The following is a 21,886-nucleotide window of genomic DNA, read 5'->3' on the forward strand; positions in this document are numbered from 1 at the left end:
TGCTTACGCTGCTTTTAGCAGGGCCTAGACTCGCGTCCGAGAATCCGAGAAGACGGCAGCGAGGACTGAGGGGCGGCGGACGTGCGGGAACCGACCGTAGTCGCGGCGAACCAGGCGGCGGACTATTTCGACACGTACTCCGTCGTCGGGCTGCTCGCCGTCGTCGGCGTGCTCTTCGTGGCGATCGCCTTCGGCGCCGGGCGGCTGCTCCGGCCCGTCGTGCCGACCCCGGAGAAACTCCTCACCTACGAGTGCGGCGTCGACCCCGTCGGCGAGGGCTGGGCCCACACCCAGGTCCGCTACTACGTCTACGCCTTCCTCTACGTCATCTTCGCCGTCGACTCGATCTTCCTCTTCCCGTGGGCGACGGTCTTCGCCGCGCCCGGCTACGGCGCCACCACCCTGGTCGAGATGTTCGTCTTCCTCGGCTTCCTGGCCGTCGGCCTGCTCTACGCGTACAAGAAGGGCGTCCTGGCATGGACGTAACACCCGGAACCCCCACGGGGGCCGCCGTGCCCCTGCCCGCGCCGAAGCTCGGGACGCTCGCCCGCCTGGCCCCCGAGCCCATGAAGGTCGTCCTCAACTGGGGCCGCCGCTACAGCCTCTGGGTCTTCAACTTCGGTCTCGCATGCTGCGCGATCGAGTTCATCGCCGCGTCCATGGCCCGGCACGACTTCATCCGGCTCGGCGTGATCCCCTTCGCGCCGGGCCCCCGCCAGGCCGACCTGATGATCGTCTCCGGCACGGTCACCGACAAGATGGCCCCGGCGGTGAAGCGCCTGTACGAGCAGATGCCCGAGCCGAAGTACGTCATCTCCTTCGGCGCCTGCTCGAACTGCGGCGGCCCCTACTGGGACTCGTACTCCGTCACCAAGGGCGTCGACCAGATCATCCCGGTCGACGTGTACGTACCCGGCTGCCCGCCCCGCCCCGAGGCGCTCCTCCAGGGCATCCTCAAGCTCCAGGAGAAGATCGCCCGGGAGAGCGTGGCCGAGCGGTACGGGACCGGCGGCCCCACCGTCGCCCAGCTGACCAGCCCCCTCGTGACGCCCCCGGGAGCCGAGGCATGAGCGACGGCACGAACGACAGCGCGCGCGACCTGTACGGCACCCTCCCGGACGCGGTCACGGACGTCTTCGGCCCCGACGCCACGGCCGACCTCTCGTACGAGCTCCTGACCGTCGACGTCCCGCCGGCCGCCTGGCTCGACGCCCTGCGGACCGCCCGCGACACCCTCGGCTGCGCCTACTTCGACTGGCTGAGCGCGGTCGACGAGCCCGGCACCGGCTTCCGGGTCTGCGCCCACGTCGCCGCCGTCGGCGACGGCGCCCCCCGCCGCCTGCTGCTCCGCACCACCGTCGACCACGCGGCCCCGTCGCTGCCGACGGCGATCGGGGTGTACGCGGGCGCGGCCTGGCACGAGCGCGAGACGCACGAGATGTTCGGCGTCGTCTTCGAGGACCACCCGAACCTCACCCCGCTCCTCCTCCCCGAGAACTTCGAGGGCCACCCCCTCCGCAAGGACTTCGTCCTCGCCGCCCGCGTCGCCAAGGCCTGGCCCGGCGCGAAGGAACCGGGCGAGTCGCACGACGGCGGCCCCAAGCGCCGCCAGATGCTGCCGCCCGGCGTCCCGGACCCCAACGAGTGGGGCCCCCTGAAGGGCCAGCTCCCCCCGGCCCCCGAACGCCCCGCCCGCGCGGCCGCCGCCGACCGCCCCCGCCGCACCCGCACAGCAGCCGAAGGCTCGGCCACCCAGGACACCCCGGCCCCCCGCCGTACGCGCTCCGCGTCGCAGGGCTCGGCGAGCCAGGTGGCCCCGGAGACCCCGGCGGCCCCGGCGGCTCCCGCCGCCCGGCCGCGCCGTATGCGGTCGGCGTCGGAAGGCTCGGCGAGCCAGACGGCCCCGGAGGCCCCGGCGGCTCCGGCCGCTCCGGAGTCCGGCGCGGCTCCCGCCGCCCGGCCGCGCCGTACGCGCTCCGCGTCGCAGGGCTCGGCGAGCCAGGCGGCCCCGGAGACCCCGGAGGCCCCGGAGACCCCGGCGGCCCCGGCGGCTCCGGAGTCCGGCGCGGCTCCCGCCGCCCCGCCGCGCCGGATGCGCTCGGCCTCGCAGGGCTCGGCGAGCCAGGCGACGCCGGCGGAGGCCGCCGACGGCGTGGCGCCCTCCGCGCCCCCCGCGCCCCCGCGCCGCCCCCGCGCCTCGGACGCCCCCTGGCACCACGCCCGTCCGGCCTTCGACGAGACACCGGAACCGTCCACGGACGACACGGACGCCGCTCCCGAAGCCGCCCCCGAGGCCGACCCCGACACCCGTCCCGACCCCGACACCCGTCCCGACCCCGCCGGAGGCGATCCCGCGTGAACGACGCACTCGACGTCGCCGTCCGGCTGCTCCTCGTCTTCGCCGCCTTCCTCGTGCTGCCGCTCGTCGTCGGACAGACCGAGCACAAGGTGATGGCCCACATGCAGGGGCGGCTCGGGCCCATGTACGCCGGTGGCTTCCACGGCTGGGCCCAGCTCGTCGCCGACGGCGTGAAGTTCGCGCAGAAGGAGGACGTCGTCCCGAAGGACGCCGACCGGCGGGTCTTCCGGCTCGCACCGGCCGTCGCCCTCCTCCCGTACCTGCTCGTCCTCGTCGCCATCCCGGTCGCACCGGGCGCCGTCGGCGCGGTCGTCGACGCGGGGATCTTCTTCGTGCTCGCCGTCATGGGCGTCGGCGTGCTCGGCAGCCTGATGGCCGGCTGGGCGTCCGCCAACAAGTTCTCCCTGCTCGGCGGTCTGCGCACGGCCGCCCAGCTGCTCGCGTACGAGCTGCCGATGCTGCTCGCCGCCGCCTCCGTCGCGATGGCGGCCGGCACCGTCTCGCTCACCGGCCTCCTCGACGCCTTCGAGTGGTGGTGGGTGCCGTGGCAGATCGTCGGCGCGCTGGTCTTCTTCGTCGCGGGCCTCGCCGAACTCCAGCGGCCCCCGTTCGACATGCCGGTCGCCGACTCGGAGATCATCTTCGGCGCGTACACCGAGTACACCGGTCTCCGCTTCGCGCTCTTCCTGCTCGCCGAGTACGCCGGCATCGTCGTCCTCTGCGGACTGACCACCGTCCTCTTCCTCGGCGGCTGGCACGGCCCCTTCGGCGGCGACGGCCTCGGCTGGCTCTGGACGCTCCTCAAGACCGCCGTCCTGGCCTTCGTCGTCATCTGGCTGCGGGTCTCCTACCCGCGCCTGCGCGAGGACCAGCTCCAGAAGCTGGCCTGGACGACCCTCGTCCCGCTCGCCCTGGCGCAGATCGCGCTCACCGGCATCGTGAAGGTGGCGATTCAGTAATGGCCCCGATTCCTGGCTCCGGGCTCGCCAAGGGCCTCGCCGTCACCCTCCGCACCATGACGCGCAGGTCCGTCACCGCCCAGTACCCGGACGTACAGCCCGAGCTGCCGCCCCGGTCCCGGGGGGTGATCGCGCTGTTCGAGGAGAACTGCACGGTCTGCATGCTGTGCGCCCGCGAGTGCCCCGACTGGTGCATCTACATCGACTCGCACAAGGAGACGGTCCCGGCCGCCACCCCCGGCGGCCGCGAGCGCAGCCGGAACGTCCTCGACCGCTTCGCCATCGACTTCTCCCTCTGCATGTACTGCGGGATCTGCGTCGAGGTGTGCCCCTTCGACGCCCTCTTCTGGTCGCCGGAGTTCGAGTACGCGGAGACCGACATCCACGAGCTCACCCACGAGCGGGACAAGCTCCGCGAGTGGATGTGGACCGTCCCCGAGCCGCCCGCGCTCGACCCGGGCGCCGAGGAGCCCAAGGAGATCGCCGCCGCCCGCAAGGCCGCCGAGAAGGCCGCCGCGGCCCAGGCGGCGGCCCGGGCGGCCGAGGCCGATCAGCAGGAGGGCGACGCGTGATCCTCGCCGCCGCACAGACCGTCCAGACCGCCCAGACCGCCCCCGGCTTCCTCTCGCCCTCCGGCGTCGAGGTCGCCTTCCTCCTCGTCGGCCTCGTCACCCTCGGCGCCGCGATCGTCTCCGTCACCACGAAGCAGCTCGTGCACGCCGCGCTCTGGCTCGTGGTCGCGCTCGGCGGGCTCGCCGTCGAGTACCTCCTCCTGACCGCCGAGTTCATCGCCTGGGTCCAGGTCCTGATCTACGTCGGCTCGGTCGTCGTCCTGATCCTCTTCGGGCTCATGCTCACCAAGGCCCCCATCGGCCGCTCCCCGGACGCCGACTCGGGCAACCGGCCGGTCGCCCTCGCCGTCGCGGTCGCCGCCGCCGTGGCGCTCGTCTGGGTGGTCGCCGACGCCTTCCGCACCACCTGGATCGAGCTGGACGGGCCCGCGCAGGGCTCCACCGGCGTCACCGGAGAGATCCTCTTCCGGCACTGGGTGCTGCCCTTCGAGGCGCTGTCGGTGCTGCTGCTCGCCGCCCTGGTCGGCGCCATCGTCCTGTCCCGCAAGAAGCCGGAAGGGGAGCGGGACTGATGCACCTCGCCTACCCCGCCGTCCTCGCCGCGCTCCTCTTCTGCGTCGGCCTGTACGGCGTCCTCGCCCGCCGCAACGCGATCCTGGTCCTGATGTCGGTCGAGCTGATGCTCAACGCCGTCAACCTCAACCTGGTCGCCTTCGACGTCTGGCTCCGCGACGCCCTCCACGCCGGCCAGGCCCTCACCCTCTTCACCATCGCGATCGCCGCCGCCGAGATCGGCATCGGCCTCGCGATCGTCCTCATGGTCCACCGCAGCCGGGGCACGTCGGACGTCGACCGCCTCCGAGACACGGCCGAGTCCCGGGAAGACAGCACCGACGAGAAGGCCGAGGCCACCGCGTGACCACCACGACCCTCGCCGTCCTCGTCCCCCTCCTGCCCTTCCTCGGCGCCGCCGCCGGCCTCGCCGTCGGCCGCACCGCCCCCGGCTTCGTCCGGCCGCTCGCCGTCCTGCCGACGCTCACCGCCGCCGTCCTCGCCGTCGTCGTCGCCTTCCGCCAGGGCGGGGACACGGTGATCGACGCGGCCACCGAGCTCACGCCCACCGGCTCCGTCCCGATCTCGCTGGGCCTCCACATCGACGGCTTCGCCGCCCTCGTCGCCGTCCTCGTCGGCGTGGTCGCGAGCTGCGTGCAGATCTACTCGACCGGCTACCTCCGCGAGGACCCCCGCTACCCCTCGTACGCCGCGCTCGTCTCCCTCTTCACCTCCGCGATGCTCCTCGTCGTCTACTCCGGCGACCTGATGGTGCTCCTGGTCGGCTGGGAGATCATGGGCATCTGCTCGTACTTCCTCGTCGGCCACTACTGGGAGACCCCCGAGGCGCGCTCCGCCTCCCTGAAGGCCTTCCTCGTCACCAAGCTCGGCGACGTCCCCTTCCTCTTCGGGCTCTTCGCGCTCGCCACCGACGCCGGCACCTTCCGCATCGACGGGATCCTCGCCACCGTCGCCAGCGGCGGCCTCGACCACCCCACCCTGGTGGCGCTGCTGCTCCTCGCGGGCGTCGCGGGGAAGTCCGCGCAGTTCCCGCTGCACACCTGGCTCCCGGACGCCATGGCCGGCCCGACGCCGGTCTCCGCGCTCATCCACGCGGCCACCATGGTCGCCGCCGGCATCTACTTCGTCGCCCGTCTCCTGCCGGTCTTCGCCGCCTCGGCCGCCGCGATGACCGTGCTCGCCGTGATGGCCGCGATCACCATGACCGGCTCGGCGCTCGCCGCGCTCGCCCAGGACGACATCAAGCGGGTCCTCGCCTACTCGACGATCGGCCAGCTCGGCTACATGGCCGGCGCGCTCGCCGTCGGCGACCGGGGCGCCGCCGTCTTCCACCTCCTCTCGCACGCCGCCTTCAAGGCGCTGCTCTTCCTCGCCGCCGGCGCGGTCATCCACGCCGCCGGCACCAACTCGCTCACCGCCATGTCCCGGATGAGCGGCCTGGCGAAGCGGGTCCCCGACGCGTACTGGACGATGACCGTCGCCCTCCTCGCGCTCGCCGCGATCCCGCCCTTCGCCGGCTTCTTCTCCAAGGAGGCCGTCCTGGTCGCCGCCGAGCACACCGCGCTCGGCGACCGCTCCGGCGCCCCCGCCGCCGCGGGCTGGACGATCCTCGTCGCGGGCCTGCTGACCGCCCTCCTCACCGCCGCGTACGCGCTCCGCCTCTGGCTGCGCGCCTTCCGCGGCCGAGGCGCAGAAGCCCCGGATCACGGACGCCAGCCGCTCGCGATGACGAGCGTCCTGTGGGTCCTGGCGGTCCCCTCCCTCGGTTTCGGCCTGAGCGCCGCCCACCTCGACGACTGGTTCGACGGCGAGGCCCTCACCCCCGCCCTGACCACCGTCGTCCTCGGCACCGGCCTCGCCGTCGCCGGCGGCGCCGTCACGTACGCCGTCTGGCGCACCCTCACCGCACGGGCCGTCCCCCCGGTCCCGACCCCGCACGTCGCCCACCCGGACGCCGAGGCGGGCCTGGTCGAGGCCGAGGCGCTGCACCTGCCGCACCCCGCCGAGGACCCGGCCGACCCCGGCCGCGCCCTCCTCGGCCCGCTGTACGGCCCGGCCGCCGACGGCTTCCACCTGGACGCCCTCTACCGGAAGGCCTTCGTCCGCCCCGTGCTCGGCGCCGCCTCCCTGGTCCGCTTCCTGGACCGCGAGGTCGTCGACACCTACGTGAGCGGTGCGGCCGGCACCGCCAAGGGCCTCGGTTGGCTCGTCCGCCGCGCCCAGACCGGCAACCTGCAGACCTACCTCAGCGCCCTGCTCGCCGGCTCCGTCGTCCTGGCGATCGCCGCCGTCGCCCTCGCCAACGCCTTCGCCGGAGCGTGAGCCGTGATCGATATCAGCCCGTCCGTGATGCAGTTCCTCCTCGCGTTCATCGTCGTGGCGCCGCTCCTCGGCTCCGCGGCCGCCCTCCTCCCCGCCCCTCCGGGGCTGAAGGGGAACTCCCCCGAGCAGGCGGTGCTCCGCCACGGCGTCACCGTCACCGGCGTCATCCTGCTGGCCACGATCGCCCTCACCCTGGGTTTCGACCACGACCACCCGTCGAAGATGCAGGCCACCACGGACATCAGCTGGATCAGGGCACTGGACGTGCGGATCCACCTCGGTGTCGACGGCATCTCCCTCCCCCTCCTGCTCCTGACCGCGCTGCTGACCTTCCTCTGCGCGCTGTACTCCTACTTCCGGATGCCCGCGGGCCCGTCCCCGAAGGCGTTCGTCGCGCTGCTGCTCGTCCTGGAGGCCGGCACCCTCGCCACCTTCGCCGTCCTCGACCTGGTCCTCTTCTTCCTCGCCTTCGAGATGGTCCTCGTGCCGATGTACTTCCTCATCGCCCGCTGGGGCGGCGAGGGCCGGCGGGTCGCCGCCGGGAAGTTCATCTTCTACACGCTGCTCGGTTCCGTGATCATGCTGCTCGGCCTGCTCCTGATCGGGATCAAGGCGGGCACGTTCGACATGGTGGCACTCGCCACCGACAACGGCCGCGGGCTGACCACATCGGTGCAGGTCACCGCCGTTCTCGCGATCGGTCTCGGGCTCGCGGTGAAGACCCCGATGTGGCCGCTGCACTCCTGGCTGCCGGACGCCCACACCGCCGCCCCGACCGTCGGCTCGGTCCTCCTCGCCGGCGTGCTCCTGAAGATGGGCACGTACGGCTTCGTCCGGATCGCGCTGCCGATCGCCCCCGACGGCATGCACACCCTCGCCCCCTACCTGGCCGCCTTCGCCGCCGCCGGCATCGTCTACGGCTCGCTCGCCTGCCTCGCCCTTGCGCGGCCCGGCGCCAAGGGCGACCTCAAGCGGCTGATCGCGTACTCCTCCGTCGGCCACATGGGCTTCGTCCTCCTCGGCATCGCCACCCTGACGCCCACCGGCGTCAACGGCGCCCTCTTCGCCAACATCGCCCACGGCCTCATCACCGGCCTGCTGTTCTTCCTCGTCGGCGCCGTGAAGGACCGGTACGGCACCGCCGACCTCGACACCCTCGCCGGGGCCACCGGCGCCGCCCTCTACGGCCGCGCCCCCCGCCTCGGCGCCCTCCTCGCCTTCGCCGCCGTCGCCTCCCTCGGCCTCCCGGGCCTGGCCGGCTTCTGGGGCGAGATGCTCGCCCTGTTCGCCGCCTTCGACCCTGCCGAGGGGCTGAGCCGCCCCGCGTACCTCGTCTTCATGGCCCTCGGCGGCCTCGGCACCCTGCTCACCGCCGCCTACCTGCTGATCGTGGTCCGCCGCGTCTGCATGGGCGGCCCGCGCCCGGCCGGCGAACCGGAGCTCGCCGACGTCAAGCCGTACGAGCTGGCCGCCTGGACCCCGCTCGTCGCCCTCACCGTCCTCGCCGGACTCTGGCCCGCGGTCCTCCTCGGCCTCACCGACCCGGCCGTCCAGCAGCTCCTCGCGGGAGGCACCCAGTGATGTCAGCCGGAAGCACGCTCGTCCAGTCCGTCGACTGGCTGACGATCGCGCCCCCGACGCTCACCGCCCTGGTCGCGCTCGGCGTCCTCGTCGCCGACCTCTTCGTCCCCGCCGGACGCAAGCAGCTCCTCGGCTGGGTCTCGATCGCGGGCCTCGCCGCCGCCCTCGCCCTGCTCCTGCCGCTGCGCGCCGGCGACCGCGCCACCTTCTGCCTCACCGCCGGATCCCAGGCCGACAGCCACGCCCAGACCACCGGCTGCAGCTACACCGCCGACCACTTCACCCTGGTCGTCCAGTTCCTGGTGCTCGGCGGCGCCCTCCTGACCGCCCTGCTCTCGCTGCCCGCCACGCGCGCGAAGCTCCCGGCCGGCGAGTACTGGTTCCTGCTGCTGTCCTCCGCCGCCGGCGCCGCCCTGCTGCCCGCCTCCCGCGACCTCGCCACCCTCGTGGTCGCCCTGGAGGTCGCCTCGCTGCCCGCCTTCGCGCTCGTCGGCCTCAAGCGCGGCGACCGGCGCTCCGGCGAGGCCGCCCTCAAGTTCTTCCTCTCCTCGGTGACCGCCACCGCCGTCACCCTCCTCGGCGCCAGCTTCGTCTACGCGGCCACCGGCACCCTCCACCTCACCGAGATCGCCGCCCGCCTCGACACCGTCCCCGCCGGCCTCCAGACCCTCGCCCAGGCGGGCGTCGCCCTCACCCTCGTCGGCTTCGCCTTCAAGATCGCCGCCGTCCCCTTCCACTTCTGGGTCCCCGACACCTACACCGGCGCCCCGCTGCCCGTCGCCGCCTACCTCTCCGTGGTCGGCAAGGCCGTCGGCTTCACCGGCCTCATCCTGGTGACCGTCGTCGCCTTCCCCTCGTACGCCGACATCTGGGGCCCGGCCCTCGCCGTCCTCGCCGCCCTCACCATGACCGCGGGCAACGCCGCCGCCCTCCGGCAGGACCCCACGCGCGCGGGGAGCGCCGTCCGGCTGCTCGCCTGGTCCTCGGTCGCCCAGGCCGGCTACCTCCTGGTGCCGATCGCGGCCGCCGCGTACTCCGGCGACGACCAGATCGGCGCCACCGTCGCGTACGCCCTCATGTACGCCGTCGTGAACCTCGGCGCCTTCGCGGTCGTCGTCCTCGTCGCCCGTACGCACCCCGGCAAGCGGATCGCCGACCACGCGGGCCTCTACGCCACGAACCCCGCCGCCGCCCTCGCGCTCGCCTTCTTCCTCCTGAACCTGGCCGGTCTGCCCCCGGGTATCATCGGTCTCTTCGCCAAGGTGACCGTGTTCTCGTCGGCCGTCGACGCGGGCCTCGGCTGGCTGGCCGTGGTCATGGGCGTCAACGTCGTCCTCGGCCTCGCGTACTACCTGCGCTGGACGGCCGTGCTCTTCCGCACGCCCGCCGACGCCGTCGAGGGGGCCGTGCCGCACCGGGCCCCCGCGCCCGTCACCCTGGCGATCGTGCTGACCGCCGCCGCCGGAGTCGTCCTGTCGGGCTACCCGCAGTTCGCCCTCCGCTTCGCGACGGCCGGCCTTTTCTGACCCCCACACACGTGAACCCCTGAGGAGCGCACCCCCGTGCTGAACGGATTCAAGGACTTCATACTTCGCGGGAACGTCGTCTCGATGGCCATCGGTCTGGCCGTCGGCTCGGCGTTCACGGCCGTCGTCACCGGCTTCAGCAAGGCGTTCATCACCCCCCTCATCGGCCTCGCCACCGGCTCCGTCGGCGACTTCAGCGAGGCGACGTTCAGCATCGGCAAGACGGAGTTCCCCTACGGTCTGGCGATCTCCGCCACCATCGCCTTCCTCATCACGGCCCTCGTCCTCTACTTCCTCTTCGTCGTCCCCATGGCGAAGGTCCAGGCGAAGTTCGCCAAGGAGGAGGCCGCCGACCCGAAGTCCGAGAAGCGCGACTGCCCCCGCTGCTTCACCGAGATCCCGGCCATCGCCACCCGCTGCGCCCACTGCACCAGCGAGGTCGAGCCGGTCGCCGAGGCCCTCGCCAAGGCGGGCCTGCACAAGGACGCCCACAAGATCCCCGCCGCCCGCTGATCACCCGTACGGCGCACCTCGCCCCCGGTGCGGCCGGGGGAACCGCAGCCTCCCGCCTGGCGTTGACCAGTACGTGAGGGTCCACTGGGGGAGTGGACCACGAAGCAAAGGGTTCCCCTGCCGCACCACTTGGAGGGCGTACCGTGCACCGCCGGCACAACGGGCTGAGGACCGCCGTACTCCTCGGAGGGCTCTCGGCCCTCATCATCGTCATCGGCAGCCTCTTCGGACGTACGGGGCTGATCGTCGCGGTCCTCGTGGCGCTCGGCACCAACGCGTACGCGTACTGGAACAGCGACAAGCTGGCGCTGCGGGCCATGCGCGCCCGGCCCGTCAGCGAGTTCGAGGCGCCCGCCCTCTACCGGATGGTGCGGGAGCTCTCCACCCAGGCCCGCCAGCCGATGCCCCGCCTCTACATCTCGCCGACCCAGGCACCCAACGCCTTCGCGACCGGCCGCAACCCGCGCAACGCGGCCGTCTGCTGCACCGAGGGCATCCTCGCCCTCCTCGACGAGCGCGAGCTCCGCGGCGTCATCGGCCACGAGCTCAGCCACGTGTACAACCGGGACATCCTCATCTCCTCGGTCGCCGGAGCGCTCGCCTCCGTGGTGATGTTCCTGGTCAACTTCGCCTGGCTGATCCCCGTCGGCCGCTCCAGCGACGACGAGGGACCCGGCATCCTCGGCTACCTGCTGATCCTGGTCCTCGGCCCCCTGGCGGCCTCGATCATCCAGCTCGCCATCTCCCGCTCCCGGGAGTACGAGGCCGACGCCTCCGGCGCCCAGCTCACCGGCGACCCGCTCGCCCTCGCGGGCGCCCTCCGCAAGCTCGAAGCGGGCACCAAACGGCTTCCGCTGCCGCCGGAGCCGCGGATCGAGACCGCGAGCCACATGATGATCGCGAACCCCTTCCGTCCGGGCCGGGGACTGTCCAGGATGTTCTCGACCCACCCACCCATGGCCGAGCGGATCGCCCGGCTCGAAGAGATGGCAGGACGCCGCCCGTGAAGACCCTCCTCAACGTCATCTGGCTGGTCCTCTCCGGCTTCTGGCTGTTCCTCGGCTACCTCGCCGCGGGACTCCTCCTCTGCATCACGATCATCGGCATCCCCTTCGGCCTCGCCGCCTTCCGCATCGGCCTCTACGCCCTCTGGCCCTTCGGCCGCACCGTCGTCGACAAGCCCGGCGCCGGCGCCGCCTCCTGCGTCGGCAACGTGCTGTGGCTGGTCCTCGCCGGCTGGTGGCTCGCCCTCGGCCACGTCGTCACCGGCATCGCCCTCTGCGTCACGATCATCGGCATCCCGCTCGGCATCGCGAACTTCAAGCTCATCCCCGTCTCGCTGCTGCCGCTCGGCAAGGACATCGTCCCCACGGACCAGGCGTACGGCCGCCCGGGCTTCTGAGAACCCGGGCTTCCGGGAACCGGAGCCGACGGCCTCAGGACCGGGGATGCCCGGGGCGCCCCCGGCCCACCGCGTACGCGACCACACCGGCCGCCAGCACCCCCGCCCCGGCCAGCACCGAACCCAGCGGCAGCGCGCAGGCCAGCGCCACGCACCCGGCGAGCCCCAGCGCCGCCAGGAACCGGACCCGCCGGCCCAGCGTCCACGCCGAGGCGTTGGCGATCCCGTAGTAGACGAGGACGCCGAAGGACGAGAAGCCGATCGCGTCCCGCACGTCCGCCGTCGCCGCCACCACGGCCACCACCGCGCCCACCGCCAGCTCGGCCCGGTGCGGCACCCGGAACCGCGGGTGGATCGCGGCCAGGCCGCCGGGCAGGTACCCGTCCCGGGCCATCGCCAGCGTCGTACGGGACACCCCGAGGATCAGCGAGAGCAGCGAGCCGAGCGCCGCCACCGCCGCGCCCGCCGTCACCACCGGCACCAGCCAGGAGGCGTCCGCCGCCCGCACGGCGTCGGCGAGCGGCGCGGGGGAGCCGGCCAGGGCGCGCGGCCCGAGGGCGAGCAGGACGCCCACCGCGACCAGCGCGTAGACGGCGAGCGCGAGGCCGAGCGCGAGCGGCACGGCCCGGGGGATCGTCCGGGCCGGATCGCGCACCTCCTCGCCGAGCGTGGCGATCCGCGCGTACCCCGCGAACGCGAAGAAGAGCAGCCCGGCGGCCTGGAGGACCCCGCCCGCCGTCATCTCCCCGCCGAGCCCGAACCGGCCGTCCGGGGCGCCCGCGAAGGAGGCCGTGGCCACCGCCGCGAGCACCGCGAGGACCCCCGCCACGATCACCCGCGCGAGCAGCGCCGACTTCTGCACGCCCCCGTAGTTCACGGCCGTCAGGGCGACCACGGCGGCCACCGCCACGGCATGCGCCTGGTCCGGCCACAGATAGGCGCCGACGGTCAGCGCCATCGCCGCGCAGGAGGCCGTCTTGCCCACCACGAAGGCCCAGCCCGCCAGGTACCCCCAGAAGGGACCGAGCCGTTCGCGTCCGTACACGTAGGTGCCGCCGGACTCCGGGTGGAGGGCGGCCAGCCGGGCCGAGGCCATCGCGTTGCAGTACGCCACGACGGCGGCGAGCCCGAGCGCGACGAGCAGCCCCGCCGAGCTCCCGGCCGCGCCGGCGGCGGGCCCGAGCGCGACGAAGATGCCGGCGCCGACCATGGCGCCGAGCCCGATGACGACGGCGTCGAGGACGCCGAGGGACCGGCGCAGTGATGCGGTCACGATCGACCTGTCTCCCGCAGGGTGATGTTGAGCCGCCCGGTCAGCCCGAGCGACGGCTCGGCGGTCCCCGGAAACACCCGCGGCACGCCGTGGTACACCCACCGGGACTCCCCGCCGAACACGAAGAGGTCCCCGGAGGCCAGTGCCACGTCGGTCCACGGCCTTCCCCGGTTCTCGCCGTTGCCCAGCCGGAAAATACAGGTGTCGCCGAGACTGAGCGACACCACGGGTGCCCCGGACCGCTCCTCCTTGTCCTGGTGCATGCCCATCCGGGCCCCGTCCCCGTAGAAGTTCACCAGCGCGGTGTCCGGCGTGAACCGTTCTTAGCGTTGTCGGCCGGTGGTGGCCGAACTGCCGCGAACCGGGCCGGTGATGGCCTGGTGACCTCGCGAACGGTCTTCGAGGTCGGGGAACAGCGTGAGCTGGTCACCTCGGCACGGTCGAGTCTTGCCGCCCCATAGGGGCGTGCTCACTGTCCTGGGTGGGCTCGCGGTCCCGTGTGCCCTTGGGACGGGTACGGTCTGGCCGGTAGCTCTCCGCGTCACGATCCGCTGGTCGTGGGCGGTCACACCTGGCCGACGCCGTGCCCGGTGCCCGAGGGCGCGTCGTGCGATGGCCACCGAGGCGCCGTGATGGCGGGTAACCGTGGCCTGCTGGTTCTTCTGGTTCTGCTGCTGGAGCGGGGCCTTCCAGTACCGCTCGCCCCAGACGCTGGTGTACGCCGGGTCGACCGCGATCACCACAAGCCCGGCGTGAAAGGCCATCGCGCCAAGGCGGTCCCGGAACTTCGCGGTGGGGATGCCGGCCACGGTGCGGCGGAACTTCTTGCCGCGCTTGCCGCGTCCCATGGTCTCGCGGCCGGTGGCGCGGGCGTCGTCGAAGCCGAGGTTCTCGATCGCGATGCCCGCGCAGTGATGCTCACGGGCGAGGGCGATCAGCCGGGTGATCGCGGCGCGCAGGCGGCCGTCCCGCTGGGAGGCGGGGCCGACGAGGTCGAGGGGGACGGTGACGGGTTCGCCGACGGGGTTGCCGTGTGGGTCGAGGACGTAGGCGGCCAGGTGATCGGCGTTGAGGTCGACACCGAGCATGCGCGCGCCGGAGGCCCGGAGTTCGGCCGGTGTGGGCAGGACGGTGGTCTCGGTGGCCCAGGAGGCATCGAGGTACCAGCGGCCGCGCTGCGGGTCGTACACGATGTCGTAGCGCACGGCCCGGTTGACGGTGACCCGGTCCAGCCACTCCTCGCGCCGGTGCGAGAAGCCGACCTTGCACGCGAGCCGGTACCGGCCCCGGGGTGCGTTGGCGAGATGCCGCAGCGGCTCGGGCAGCACCAGCGACACCTCGCCGGAGGCGGGATCGACGGTGATCGTGTAGTTGCCGAACGGTGCGCCGGACTCGCCGTCGGCGGTCAGGAACAGCCGGGCAGCCTCCCAGGATTCCCGCCACTCCGCCTCGGTGAGCCCGGCCCCGGCAAGACTATGCCGGACCCTGGCCAGCCGTCGGCCGCCCACCACGATGCCCGGCCGCCCGGACTCGATACGGGCCTCCACACTGGTCAGGCGGGTCTTGAGTACGGCGAGGCGGCGCTGCTTGGCCCACCGCTCACCCGGGTCCGCATAGCCGCGGACCCTGCCTTCGCGCTGCCCGCACGGCACCGCGAGCCGCGCCTCGACGGCACGGACGGCCCGGCGCAGAGAGGTCCTCTCGTCGTACAGGCAGCGCAGGGAGAGCTGGTACTGGTCCTCCGACGCGCGGGTCATCGCCCCGGCCCACCGCGACGACGACACGGCGGTGAGCTTCTTCTTCCGCTCCGCCCGCCGATTCTCTTTGCTCTTCACCCGCCCGATCCCGAGCCGCACCGCGAGATCCGTCCGCTGAAGGCGGCCCAGATGCTCACCGACCAGCCGGAGCACCTCCGCCTCACCCGGGGTGACACGCAGCCGGTCCCGGATACGCGCTCCGGCGGGCGCGGCGACCGTGAACGGGGCCGCGATGGTCCGCAGACCGCGCTTCCCGCCGCGTTTCCGCGCCACCGGCCACCCCCTCCCCAGCCCCGTCGAACCCACCAGCTGTCACCGATCATGCGTGCCGCACGGCGCGAGATCCCGGAAACCGCACCCGCTCACCCGATCGAAGGACACAGCGGCCAGCCGTTCCCCACAACCGCGCCAACAGTTGTCGACCCACCGTGCCTCCGTATGCCTCCACAGCTGCCCACACCCGAACTCCCGGCAGGCTGCCACCAGTTCCTGCTGCCGGTGGGCATCAGCCACCCCGGCACATGCCACCACCCCGGGTGCGACCTCCGCCCGCTCACGCGGGAACAGCCTGTCGCTCACGCGAGGGCGCCCTCCAGGTCCAGCAGCGACCGCTTCCGGTCGAGCCCGGCCGCGTACCCCCGCAGGCTCCCGTCCGCGCCGATCACCCGGTGGCACGGCCGCACCACGAGCAGCGGATTCCGCCCGATCGCCGTGCCCACCGCCCGCACCCCGGCCCCGCCGGCCCCGACCCGCCGCCCGATCTCGCCGTAGCTGACGGTCGTCCCGTACGGGATCTCCTCCAGGGCCGCCCAGACCCGCCGCTGGAACTCCGTCCCGGTGTCCCCGGCGCACTCCAGGTCGAACCGCTCCCGCCGCCCGTCGAAGTACTCCTCCAGCTGCCGCACGGCCTCGCCGAACGCCCCCTGGTCGCGTACCCACCCGTCCCCGACCGCCACGGCCCCCTTCTGCCCCGGCAGCGAGAGCGACCGCAGCACGGCCCGGCCCCCTGCGGAGCGCCGCCCGGTCAGCAGCATCCCGCCCAGAGGGCCGTCGGCGTACGCGTACACGGTGATGTCGTCCATGCCTCCAGTGTGCGAGCCTCGCTGGCCCAGGGCTGGCGGCTTTCGGACACGACCTTCACGGAAACGCACCCGCACTCCTGTCCGGAGCCCCGAAGCGGGGCCGGCCGCCCGAGCCGTCGCCGGGGAGTGGGCATGGCCCTTGCACGGGTCAGGATCGCTGGTGGCGCTGGCTGCCGCGTGCGTGCTCCTGGCGGCGGGGCTGGTGGCGGGCCGGTCGTCAGGGTCACGGAGATAGCCACATCCCGGGGTGTTGGCGCGCGCCAACACCCCGGGCCGGTTGAGGAAGGCACAACGAGGGCCGCGATCGATGCCGTTCGCGGCGCTGTGCCCCTGTTGTGCCCTGCCGTGTCGGCCTGACGATGTTCGTGCAGGTCAGGGCGCTTGACTAGCGGTAGTTCACGAACTGGATCGCGAAGTCGAAGTCCTTCGACTTGAGTAGCGCCTGCACGGCCTGGAGGTCGTCTCGGCTCTTCGAGCTGACCCGCAGCTCGTCGCCCTGCACCTGCGCCTTGACGCCCTTGGGGCCCTCGTCGCGGATGGTCTTCGCGACCTTCTTGGCGTTCTCCTGCGAGATGCCCTCGGTGACCGACGCGAAGAGCTTGTACTCCTTGCCGGACAGCTGGGGCTCGCCCTCCACGTCCAGCGTCTTGAGCGAGATGCCCCGCTTGACCAGCTTGGTCTGGAAGATGTCGAGGATCGCCTTGACGCGCTCCTCGCCGTTCGCCTGCATCAGGATCTTCTCGCCCGACCAGGAGATCGAGGCGTTCGTGCCCTTGAAGTCGTAGCGCTGCGAGATCTCCTTCGCGGCCTGGTTGAGGGCGTTGTCGACCTCCTGCCGCTCGACCTTGGAGACGATGTCGAAACTGGAGTCGGCCATGACTCGTGGCTCCTTGCTCGGATGCTGTGGGGTACGGCCAAAGCCTAGGGGGTGACCCGCCGCCCGAGTCGCGGACCGACCGCCGACCGACCGCTGATCAATCCGGTGGCGAACCACCCCCGGGGATCAGGTATTGTTTACGTCGTTGCCAGGGAGCACCGCCGAAAAGCGGGAAACCCGGGTGACGGATCCCATGGCGGTGTGCCCGAGTGGCCAATGGGAGCGGACTGTAAATCCGTCGGCTTAGCCTACCCAGGTTCGAATCCTGGCGCCGCCACGCGATATGAGAAGGTCCTCGGTGTTCGCACCGGGGACCTTCTTCGTGTCTCCCGTCTCGTGTCTCACACGAAGGGGTCAGTTTCCGGCCACGTCCTTCGCCGCGACCGTCACCGGGGTCGAGCCCGAGACCAGTTCCAGGGTCAGGCCGGCCGCGCCCGGGGTGTCCACCAGCTCGGCGAGGACCGCCGCCACGTCGTCGCGGGGGACCGGGCCGCGGCCCGTACGGGCCTCCAGGCGGACCAGGCCCGTGCCGGCGTCGTCGGTGAGCATGCCGGGGCGCAGGACCGTCCACTCCAGGCCCGTACGGGAGCGGATGTCGTCGTCCGCCGCGCCCTTCGCCCGCAGGTAGGCGTCGAAGACCTCGTCACCGGGACGGTCGGCGTCCGCGCCCATCGACGAGACGACGAGGAAGCGCCGGACGCCCGCCCGCTCCGCCGCGTCCGCGAAGAGGACCGCCGCCCCGCGGTCCACCGTCTCCTTGCGGGCCGCCCCGCTGCCCGGGCCCGCGCCCGCCGCGAAGACGGCCGCGTCCGCGCCCCGCAGGACCTCCGCGACCTCCTCCACCGACGCCGACTCCAGATCGAGCACGACGGGCTCCGCACCCGCCGCCCGCAGGTCCTCCGCCTGCTCGGGGCGGCGGATCAGCCCGACCGCCTCGTGTCCGCCCGCCGAGAGCAGCCGCTCCAGGCGCAGGGCGATCCGACCGTGTCCTCCAGCGATGACGATGCGCATGCTCCGACCGTACGGCTCAGCGGGCCGCCGGGCCTCCCGGATCCGTCCGGGCCTGGCGCGGCAGGTCCAGCGTCGCCGCCGAGTCGCAGTACTCCCGCACCGCGCTCGTCCGCGCCACCACCCGCCCCCGGTGCACCACGATCCGGCTGTACGCGAGCGACAGCACGCCCTCCAGGCGCTCGCCCCGCACCGCCACCAGCTCCGCCGGGAAGCCCGCCTCCACCCGTACCTCCGGAAGGCCCATCGCCTCCCGTGCCCGCGCGCTCACCGCCCCGTACGCCTCCGCCGGTTCGAGCCCCTCCAGGGAGGCCAGCAGGAAGGCCGCCTCCAGCGGGTCCCCGCGCCCCACCGGGTTCGCCGCGTCCCGCAGCGCCCCGCCGCCCGCGGCGATCCGCACCCCCGCCGAGCGCAGCAGCCGCACCGGCGCCGTGCCCCGCCGCTCCGTCCCCGCGCAGCCGCCCTGCGGCAGGCACACCACCGTCACGCCCGCCGCCGCGAGCCGGTCCGCCGCCCGGCCCGCCACGTCCTCCGGCAGCCGGGCGAGCCCCGCGCACGGGCCGATCGCCACCCCGGGTCGCAGCCCGCCGGCCATCGCCGCGAAGCGGGCGAGGCGCGCCGGGCCGTCCCCGTCCGTGTGCAGGTCCACCGGCACCCCCTGCTCGGCCGCGACCTCCAGGACCGCCTCCACGTACCCCGTCGGGTCCGGGTCCAGGTCCGGGCAGCCGCCCACCACCCCGGCGCCCATCTTCACCGCGTCCCGCAGCATCGCCAGGCCGTCCGCGCCCGCCACCCCGGTCAGCAGCCGCGGCACCGCCACCGCCGTGAGGTCCGCCAGACCGCGCAGCGAGCGCCGGGTCTGCAGGACGGCCTCCAGGGGCCCGAGGCCGTGCACGTCGCCGATCCGGACGTGGGCCCGCACCGCGGTGGCCCCGTGCCCGAGCTGGAGCAGCGCCGCCTCGGTGGCCCGCCGCTGCACCTCCTCGGGGGCGTGCGAGACCGGGCCCGGGCCCTCCGCGGAGAGCGCGGTGTCGGCGTGGGCGTGCGGCTCGGCCGGGGCCGGGAGCAGCAGATAGCCGGCCAGGTCCACCCGGGCGCCGACCGTGCTGAGGCTCCCCGCGGTGCCGACGGCCTCGATCCGCCCCCGGACGAGCCGCACGTCCACGGTCCGCCCGTCGGCCAGCCGCGCGTTCGACAGCAGGAGCGAGCCGGGCTCCTCGGTCGCCGCCCCGCTCCCGCCGCCGCCGTCGCCGTCCTCGGAGGGCCGGCGGGGCTGCTTGCTCTCGGCTGACATCGGGGCTCCTCCTGGCTCGCGGCTGGCGCGCCGACCGGCTCACCAAGATCGAGTTCACGCAGCGTGGGGAGAGCCTAGGGGCGTGCGCGGCCGCCTTCGAGGAGGAGCGCAATAGTCGTACCGATGAGTCCACGAGTGGCGTAGGGGGCGTGGCCAGGGGGCTTGTCGGGGAGGGTCGGGGAAACGGATTTGGGTGATGGGCGGGAGACCGTGTAATGTCTTCCTCGCTCGCCCCAATAGCTCAGTCGGCAGAGCGTCTCCATGGTAAGGAGAAGGTCTACGGTTCGATTCCGTATTGGGGCTCTGGTGAGGGGAATCCCGCCTTCGGGCGGGAGGATCCATCATCAAAGCGGTGTAGCTCAGTCGGTAGAGCAAGCGGCTCATAATCGCTGTGTCACCGGTTCAAGTCCGGTCACCGCTACACACGGTAGCCGATTGTGGGGTCGGTCCTGCGATCGGCTACTCTTTCATGCGTTCATCCATCCACCCGTCCGTCCAAGGAGCACTCACGTGGCTGCCACCGACGTCCGCCCGAAGATCACGCTGGCCTGCGTGGAGTGCAAGGAGCGGAACTACATCACCAAGAAGAACCGGCGCAACAACCCGGACCGTCTTGAGATGAAGAAGCACTGCCCCCGCTGCAACTCGCACACCGCGCACCGCGAGACGCGATAACCAGGCTCGTTCACGAGGCCGCCCCCACCAGGGGGCGGCCTCGTGGCGTTTACCGGCACCGGTAAGCAACATCGGCAACAGATCCAGCAGGAGGTATCGAGTCCATGGCGCTCGACCAGTCCTTCGTGGGCCGGACCTATCCGCCCACCGCGCCCTACGAGGTCGGCCGCGAGAAGATCCGCGAATTCGCCGAGGCGATCGGTGACGCGAACCCCGCGTACACCGACCCCGAGGCGGCCAAGGAACTCGGCCACCCCGATGTGATCGCCCCGCCGACCTTCGTGTTCGCCATCACCTTCAAGGCCGCCGCCCAGGTCGTCGAGGACCCCCAGCTCGGTCTCGACTACAGCCGCGTCGTCCACGGCGACCAGAAGTTCGCCTACACCCGCCCGGTGCGCGCCGGCGACCGCCTCTCGGTCACCTCCACCATCGAGGGGATCAAGTCGCGGGCCGGCAACGACATCGTGGACATCCGCGGCGAGGTCCACGACGAGACCGGCGAGCACGTCGTCACCGCCTGGACCAAGCTCGTCTCCCGCGCCCCCGAGGAGGCCTGACCATGACCGCGAAGATCGCCTACGACGAGGTCGAGGTCGGCACCGAGCTGCCCGCGCAGACCTTCCCCGTGACCCGCGACACCCTCGTCCGGTACGCGGGCGCCTCCGGGGACTTCAACCCGATCCACTGGAACGAGAAGTTCGCCAAGGAGGTCGGGCTCCCGGACGTCATCGCCCACGGCATGTTCACCATGGCCGAGGCGATCCGCGTCGTGACCGACTGGGCCGGCGACCCGGCCGCCGTCGTCGAGTACGGCGTCCGCTTCACCAAGCCCGTCGTCGTCCCGAACGACGGCGTCGGCGCCGTGATCGAGGTCTCCGCGAAGGTGGCCGCGAAGCTGGACGACCAGCGGGTACGGGTCGACCTCACCGCCACCAGCGCGGGCCAGAAGGTCCTGGGCATGAGCCGGGCGGTCGTGCGGCTCGCCTGACGGCTTCTACGTTTCACGCGTGGAACGTAGGTTTCACGCGTGAAACGTATTCTTGAGCCCGTGCAGCAGCTCAAGGACGCCCCCCTCGCCCCCCTGACCACCTTCCGGCTCGGCGGCCCCGCCACCCGGCTCGTCACGGCCACCACCGACGACGAGGTGATCGCCGCGGTCCGCGAGGCCGACGACTCCGGGACCCCGCTGCTGGTCATCGGCGGCGGCTCCAACCTGGTCATCGGCGACAAGGGCTTCGAGGGCACCGCCCTGCACATCGCCACCACCGGCTTCTCCCTCGACGGCACCCGCCTGGAGCTCGCCGCCGGCGAGGTCTGGACGGACGCCGTCGCCCGGACCGTCGAGGCCGGGCTCGCCGGGATCGAGTGCCTGGCCGGCATCCCCGGCTCCGCGGGCGCCACCCCGATCCAGAACGTCGGCGCGTACGGGCAGGACGTCTCCGCCACCGTCACCGAGGTCGTCGCGTACGACCGCCGGGCCGAGGGGACGGTCACCCTCACGAACGCCGAGTGCGCCTTCTCGTACCGGCACAGCCTCTTCAAGGACCGGCCCGACCGGTACGTCGTGCTGCGGGTCCGCTTCGAGCTGGAGGACGCCGACGGGATGTCCGCGCCGATCGCGTACCCGGAGACCGCCCGCGCCCTCGGCGTCGGGGCCGGTGACCGCGTGCCGCTCGCACGCGCGCGTGAGACCGTCCTGAAGCTCCGCGCGGGCAAGGGCATGGTCCTCGACCCCGAGGACCACGACACCTGGTCGGCCGGGTCCTTCTTCACCAACCCGATCCTCACGGCGGAGGAGTACGAGACCTTCCTCACGCGCGTGGCCGACCGGCTCGGCCCCGACGTGACGCCGCCCGCCTACCCGGCGGGCGAGGGCCGCACCAAGACCTCCGCCGCCTGGCTCATCGACAAGGCCGGCTTCACCAAGGGGTACGGCACCGGGCCCGCCCGGATCTCCACCAAGCACACCCTCGCCCTCACCAACCGCGGCGAGGCCACCACCGAGGACCTCCTGGCCCTCGCCCGCGAGGTCGTCGCCGGTGTCCGGGACGCCTTCGGGATCACCCTCGTCAACGAGCCGGTGACGGTCGGCGTCAGCCTCTGACGGCCCCAC

23 protein-coding genes, 3 tRNA genes and 1 pseudogene are annotated in these 21,886 nt (G+C 72.9%); 20 read left to right on the forward strand and 7 right to left on the reverse strand.

The window, feature by feature from the left end; genetic code table 11:
* The first annotated feature begins 81 nt into the window (after positions 1-81).
* The 13 genes from QK442_RS14335 (at position 82) to QK442_RS14395 (ending at position 11,807) form a co-directional block, all read left to right on the forward strand.
* The gene (locus QK442_RS14335; protein ID WP_282694319.1) at positions 82-486 is read left to right on the forward strand and encodes an NADH-quinone oxidoreductase subunit A; all 405 of its coding nucleotides are present in this window, start codon (positions 82-84) and stop codon (positions 484-486) included.
* On the forward strand, positions 477-1,070 hold the full coding sequence (locus QK442_RS14340) for an NADH-quinone oxidoreductase subunit B family protein (RefSeq protein ID WP_282694320.1): 594 nt from the start codon (positions 477-479) through the stop codon (positions 1,068-1,070). Before QK442_RS14335 ends, QK442_RS14340 begins: the two co-directional genes overlap by 10 nt.
* Positions 1,067-2,359: an NADH-quinone oxidoreductase subunit C gene (locus QK442_RS14345; protein ID WP_282694321.1), complete on the forward strand. Its 1,293-nt coding sequence runs from the start codon at positions 1,067-1,069 to the stop codon at positions 2,357-2,359. The genes QK442_RS14340 and QK442_RS14345 overlap by 4 nt, the downstream gene beginning before the upstream one ends.
* Positions 2,356-3,318, forward strand: a complete 963-nt coding sequence (locus QK442_RS14350) for an NADH-quinone oxidoreductase subunit H (RefSeq protein WP_282694322.1) — start codon at positions 2,356-2,358, stop codon at positions 3,316-3,318. The genes QK442_RS14345 and QK442_RS14350 overlap by 4 nt, the downstream gene beginning before the upstream one ends.
* On the forward strand, positions 3,318-3,890 hold the full coding sequence (locus tag QK442_RS14355; protein ID WP_282694323.1) for an NADH-quinone oxidoreductase subunit I: 573 nt from the start codon (positions 3,318-3,320) through the stop codon (positions 3,888-3,890). Before QK442_RS14350 ends, QK442_RS14355 begins: the two co-directional genes overlap by 1 nt.
* Positions 3,887-4,462: an NADH-quinone oxidoreductase subunit J gene (locus QK442_RS14360; RefSeq protein WP_282694324.1), complete on the forward strand. Its 576-nt coding sequence runs from the start codon at positions 3,887-3,889 to the stop codon at positions 4,460-4,462. The genes QK442_RS14355 and QK442_RS14360 overlap by 4 nt, the downstream gene beginning before the upstream one ends.
* Positions 4,462-4,809, forward strand: coding sequence for an NADH-quinone oxidoreductase subunit NuoK (gene nuoK, locus QK442_RS14365; RefSeq protein ID WP_282694325.1), 348 nt, complete (start codon positions 4,462-4,464; stop codon positions 4,807-4,809). The genes QK442_RS14360 and nuoK overlap by 1 nt, the downstream gene beginning before the upstream one ends.
* Positions 4,806-6,785: an NADH-quinone oxidoreductase subunit L gene (locus QK442_RS14370; protein WP_282694326.1), complete on the forward strand. Its 1,980-nt coding sequence runs from the start codon at positions 4,806-4,808 to the stop codon at positions 6,783-6,785. The genes nuoK and QK442_RS14370 overlap by 4 nt, the downstream gene beginning before the upstream one ends.
* Before the next feature lie 3 nt (positions 6,786-6,788).
* Positions 6,789-8,366: an NADH-quinone oxidoreductase subunit M gene (locus tag QK442_RS14375; protein WP_282694327.1), complete on the forward strand. Its 1,578-nt coding sequence runs from the start codon at positions 6,789-6,791 to the stop codon at positions 8,364-8,366.
* On the forward strand, positions 8,366-9,892 hold the full coding sequence (locus QK442_RS14380; RefSeq protein ID WP_282694328.1) for an NADH-quinone oxidoreductase subunit N: 1,527 nt from the start codon (positions 8,366-8,368) through the stop codon (positions 9,890-9,892). Before QK442_RS14375 ends, QK442_RS14380 begins: the two co-directional genes overlap by 1 nt.
* A 36-nt stretch (positions 9,893-9,928) precedes the next feature.
* Entirely contained in the window at positions 9,929-10,405 is a 477-nt protein-coding gene (mscL, locus tag QK442_RS14385; protein ID WP_282694329.1) for a large conductance mechanosensitive channel protein MscL, read from the forward strand.
* A 143-nt stretch (positions 10,406-10,548) separates the two neighbouring features.
* Entirely contained in the window at positions 10,549-11,412 is an 864-nt protein-coding gene (htpX, locus tag QK442_RS14390) for a zinc metalloprotease HtpX (protein WP_282694330.1), read from the forward strand.
* Positions 11,409-11,807, forward strand: a complete 399-nt coding sequence (locus tag QK442_RS14395; protein ID WP_282694331.1) for a YccF domain-containing protein — start codon at positions 11,409-11,411, stop codon at positions 11,805-11,807. The genes htpX and QK442_RS14395 overlap by 4 nt, the downstream gene beginning before the upstream one ends.
* Positions 11,808-11,841: 34 nt before the next feature.
* Here QK442_RS14395 and QK442_RS14400 read toward each other — a convergent pair whose 3' ends face one another.
* The 5 genes and pseudogenes from QK442_RS14400 to QK442_RS14420 all read right to left on the reverse strand — a co-directional run bounded on the left by QK442_RS14400 (position 11,842) and on the right by QK442_RS14420 (position 16,796).
* Complete coding sequence (locus QK442_RS14400; RefSeq protein WP_282694332.1) at positions 11,842-13,080, reverse strand: amino acid permease; 1,239 nt, start codon at positions 13,078-13,080, stop codon at positions 11,842-11,844.
* Positions 13,077-13,397: pseudogene (locus QK442_RS14405) on the reverse strand (alpha-ketoglutarate-dependent dioxygenase AlkB); the annotation flags it as partial. The pseudogene QK442_RS14405 and the gene QK442_RS14400, both read right to left, overlap by 4 nt.
* 6 nt (positions 13,398-13,403) lie before the next feature.
* A complete protein-coding gene (locus tag QK442_RS14410) occupies positions 13,404-15,110 on the reverse strand; it encodes a hypothetical protein (protein WP_282694333.1) in 1,707 nt (568 codons plus the stop codon).
* A gap of 302 nt (positions 15,111-15,412) precedes the next feature.
* Positions 15,413-15,919 (reverse strand): methylated-DNA--[protein]-cysteine S-methyltransferase, encoded by a 507-nt coding sequence (locus tag QK442_RS14415; protein WP_282694334.1) that lies wholly within the window; start codon positions 15,917-15,919, stop codon positions 15,413-15,415.
* A gap of 385 nt (positions 15,920-16,304) precedes the next feature.
* On the reverse strand, positions 16,305-16,796 hold the full coding sequence (locus tag QK442_RS14420; protein ID WP_282694335.1) for a YajQ family cyclic di-GMP-binding protein: 492 nt from the start codon (positions 16,794-16,796) through the stop codon (positions 16,305-16,307).
* A gap of 195 nt (positions 16,797-16,991) precedes the next feature.
* On the opposite strand from QK442_RS14420, the gene QK442_RS14425 reads away from it, so the two are divergent.
* Positions 16,992-17,073: transfer RNA gene (locus tag QK442_RS14425), tRNA-Tyr, on the forward strand.
* 77 nt (positions 17,074-17,150) lie between these two features.
* Here QK442_RS14425 and QK442_RS14430 read toward each other — a convergent pair.
* Positions 17,151-17,807, reverse strand: coding sequence for an SDR family oxidoreductase (locus QK442_RS14430; RefSeq protein WP_282694336.1), 657 nt, complete (start codon positions 17,805-17,807; stop codon positions 17,151-17,153).
* Positions 17,808-17,823: 16 nt separating this feature from the next.
* On the reverse strand, positions 17,824-19,098 hold the full coding sequence (locus QK442_RS14435) for an amidohydrolase family protein (RefSeq protein WP_282694337.1): 1,275 nt from the start codon (positions 19,096-19,098) through the stop codon (positions 17,824-17,826).
* Between the two features lie 230 nt (positions 19,099-19,328).
* Between QK442_RS14435 and QK442_RS14440 the strand changes: the two genes are divergently transcribed.
* From QK442_RS14440 to QK442_RS14465, 6 genes are all read left to right on the forward strand, one after another.
* Positions 19,329-19,401: transfer RNA gene (locus QK442_RS14440), tRNA-Thr, on the forward strand.
* Between the two features lie 45 nt (positions 19,402-19,446).
* Positions 19,447-19,519: transfer RNA gene (locus QK442_RS14445), tRNA-Met, on the forward strand.
* 89 nt (positions 19,520-19,608) lie between these two features.
* Positions 19,609-19,773: a 50S ribosomal protein L33 gene (gene rpmG, locus QK442_RS14450; RefSeq protein WP_003956487.1), complete on the forward strand. Its 165-nt coding sequence runs from the start codon at positions 19,609-19,611 to the stop codon at positions 19,771-19,773.
* A gap of 104 nt (positions 19,774-19,877) precedes the next feature.
* Positions 19,878-20,330 (forward strand): MaoC family dehydratase N-terminal domain-containing protein, encoded by a 453-nt coding sequence (locus QK442_RS14455; RefSeq protein WP_282694338.1) that lies wholly within the window; start codon positions 19,878-19,880, stop codon positions 20,328-20,330.
* Positions 20,331-20,332: 2 nt separating this feature from the next.
* Entirely contained in the window at positions 20,333-20,761 is a 429-nt protein-coding gene (locus tag QK442_RS14460) for a MaoC family dehydratase (RefSeq protein ID WP_282694339.1), read from the forward strand.
* Between the two features lie 39 nt (positions 20,762-20,800).
* Positions 20,801-21,877, forward strand: coding sequence for a UDP-N-acetylmuramate dehydrogenase (locus tag QK442_RS14465; protein ID WP_349239653.1), 1,077 nt, complete (start codon positions 20,801-20,803; stop codon positions 21,875-21,877).
* Positions 21,878-21,886 lie beyond the last annotated feature (9 nt).

Origin of the sequence: Streptomyces sp. CC208A (assembly GCF_030010625.1) — a bacterium.
Lineage (GTDB): Bacteria > Actinomycetota > Actinomycetes > Streptomycetales > Streptomycetaceae > Streptomyces.

Coding starts and splice junctions, on each gene's coding strand:
- QK442_RS14415 (WP_282694334.1), bottom strand. CDS start 15,919: ATGGACGACATCACCGTGTACGCGTACGCCGACGGCCCTCTGGGCGGG.
- QK442_RS14345 (WP_282694321.1), top strand. CDS start 1,067: ATGAGCGACGGCACGAACGACAGCGCGCGCGACCTGTACGGCACCCTC.
- QK442_RS14380 (WP_282694328.1), top strand. CDS start 8,366: ATGTCAGCCGGAAGCACGCTCGTCCAGTCCGTCGACTGGCTGACGATC.
- QK442_RS14455 (WP_282694338.1), top strand. CDS start 19,878: ATGGCGCTCGACCAGTCCTTCGTGGGCCGGACCTATCCGCCCACCGCG.
- QK442_RS14430 (WP_282694336.1), bottom strand. CDS start 17,807: ATGCGCATCGTCATCGCTGGAGGACACGGTCGGATCGCCCTGCGCCTG.
- QK442_RS14355 (WP_282694323.1), top strand. CDS start 3,318: ATGGCCCCGATTCCTGGCTCCGGGCTCGCCAAGGGCCTCGCCGTCACC.
- QK442_RS14435 (WP_282694337.1), bottom strand. CDS start 19,098: ATGTCAGCCGAGAGCAAGCAGCCCCGCCGGCCCTCCGAGGACGGCGAC.
- nuoK (WP_282694325.1), top strand. CDS start 4,462: ATGCACCTCGCCTACCCCGCCGTCCTCGCCGCGCTCCTCTTCTGCGTC.
- QK442_RS14420 (WP_282694335.1), bottom strand. CDS start 16,796: ATGGCCGACTCCAGTTTCGACATCGTCTCCAAGGTCGAGCGGCAGGAG.
- QK442_RS14460 (WP_282694339.1), top strand. CDS start 20,333: ATGACCGCGAAGATCGCCTACGACGAGGTCGAGGTCGGCACCGAGCTG.
- QK442_RS14340 (WP_282694320.1), top strand. CDS start 477: ATGGACGTAACACCCGGAACCCCCACGGGGGCCGCCGTGCCCCTGCCC.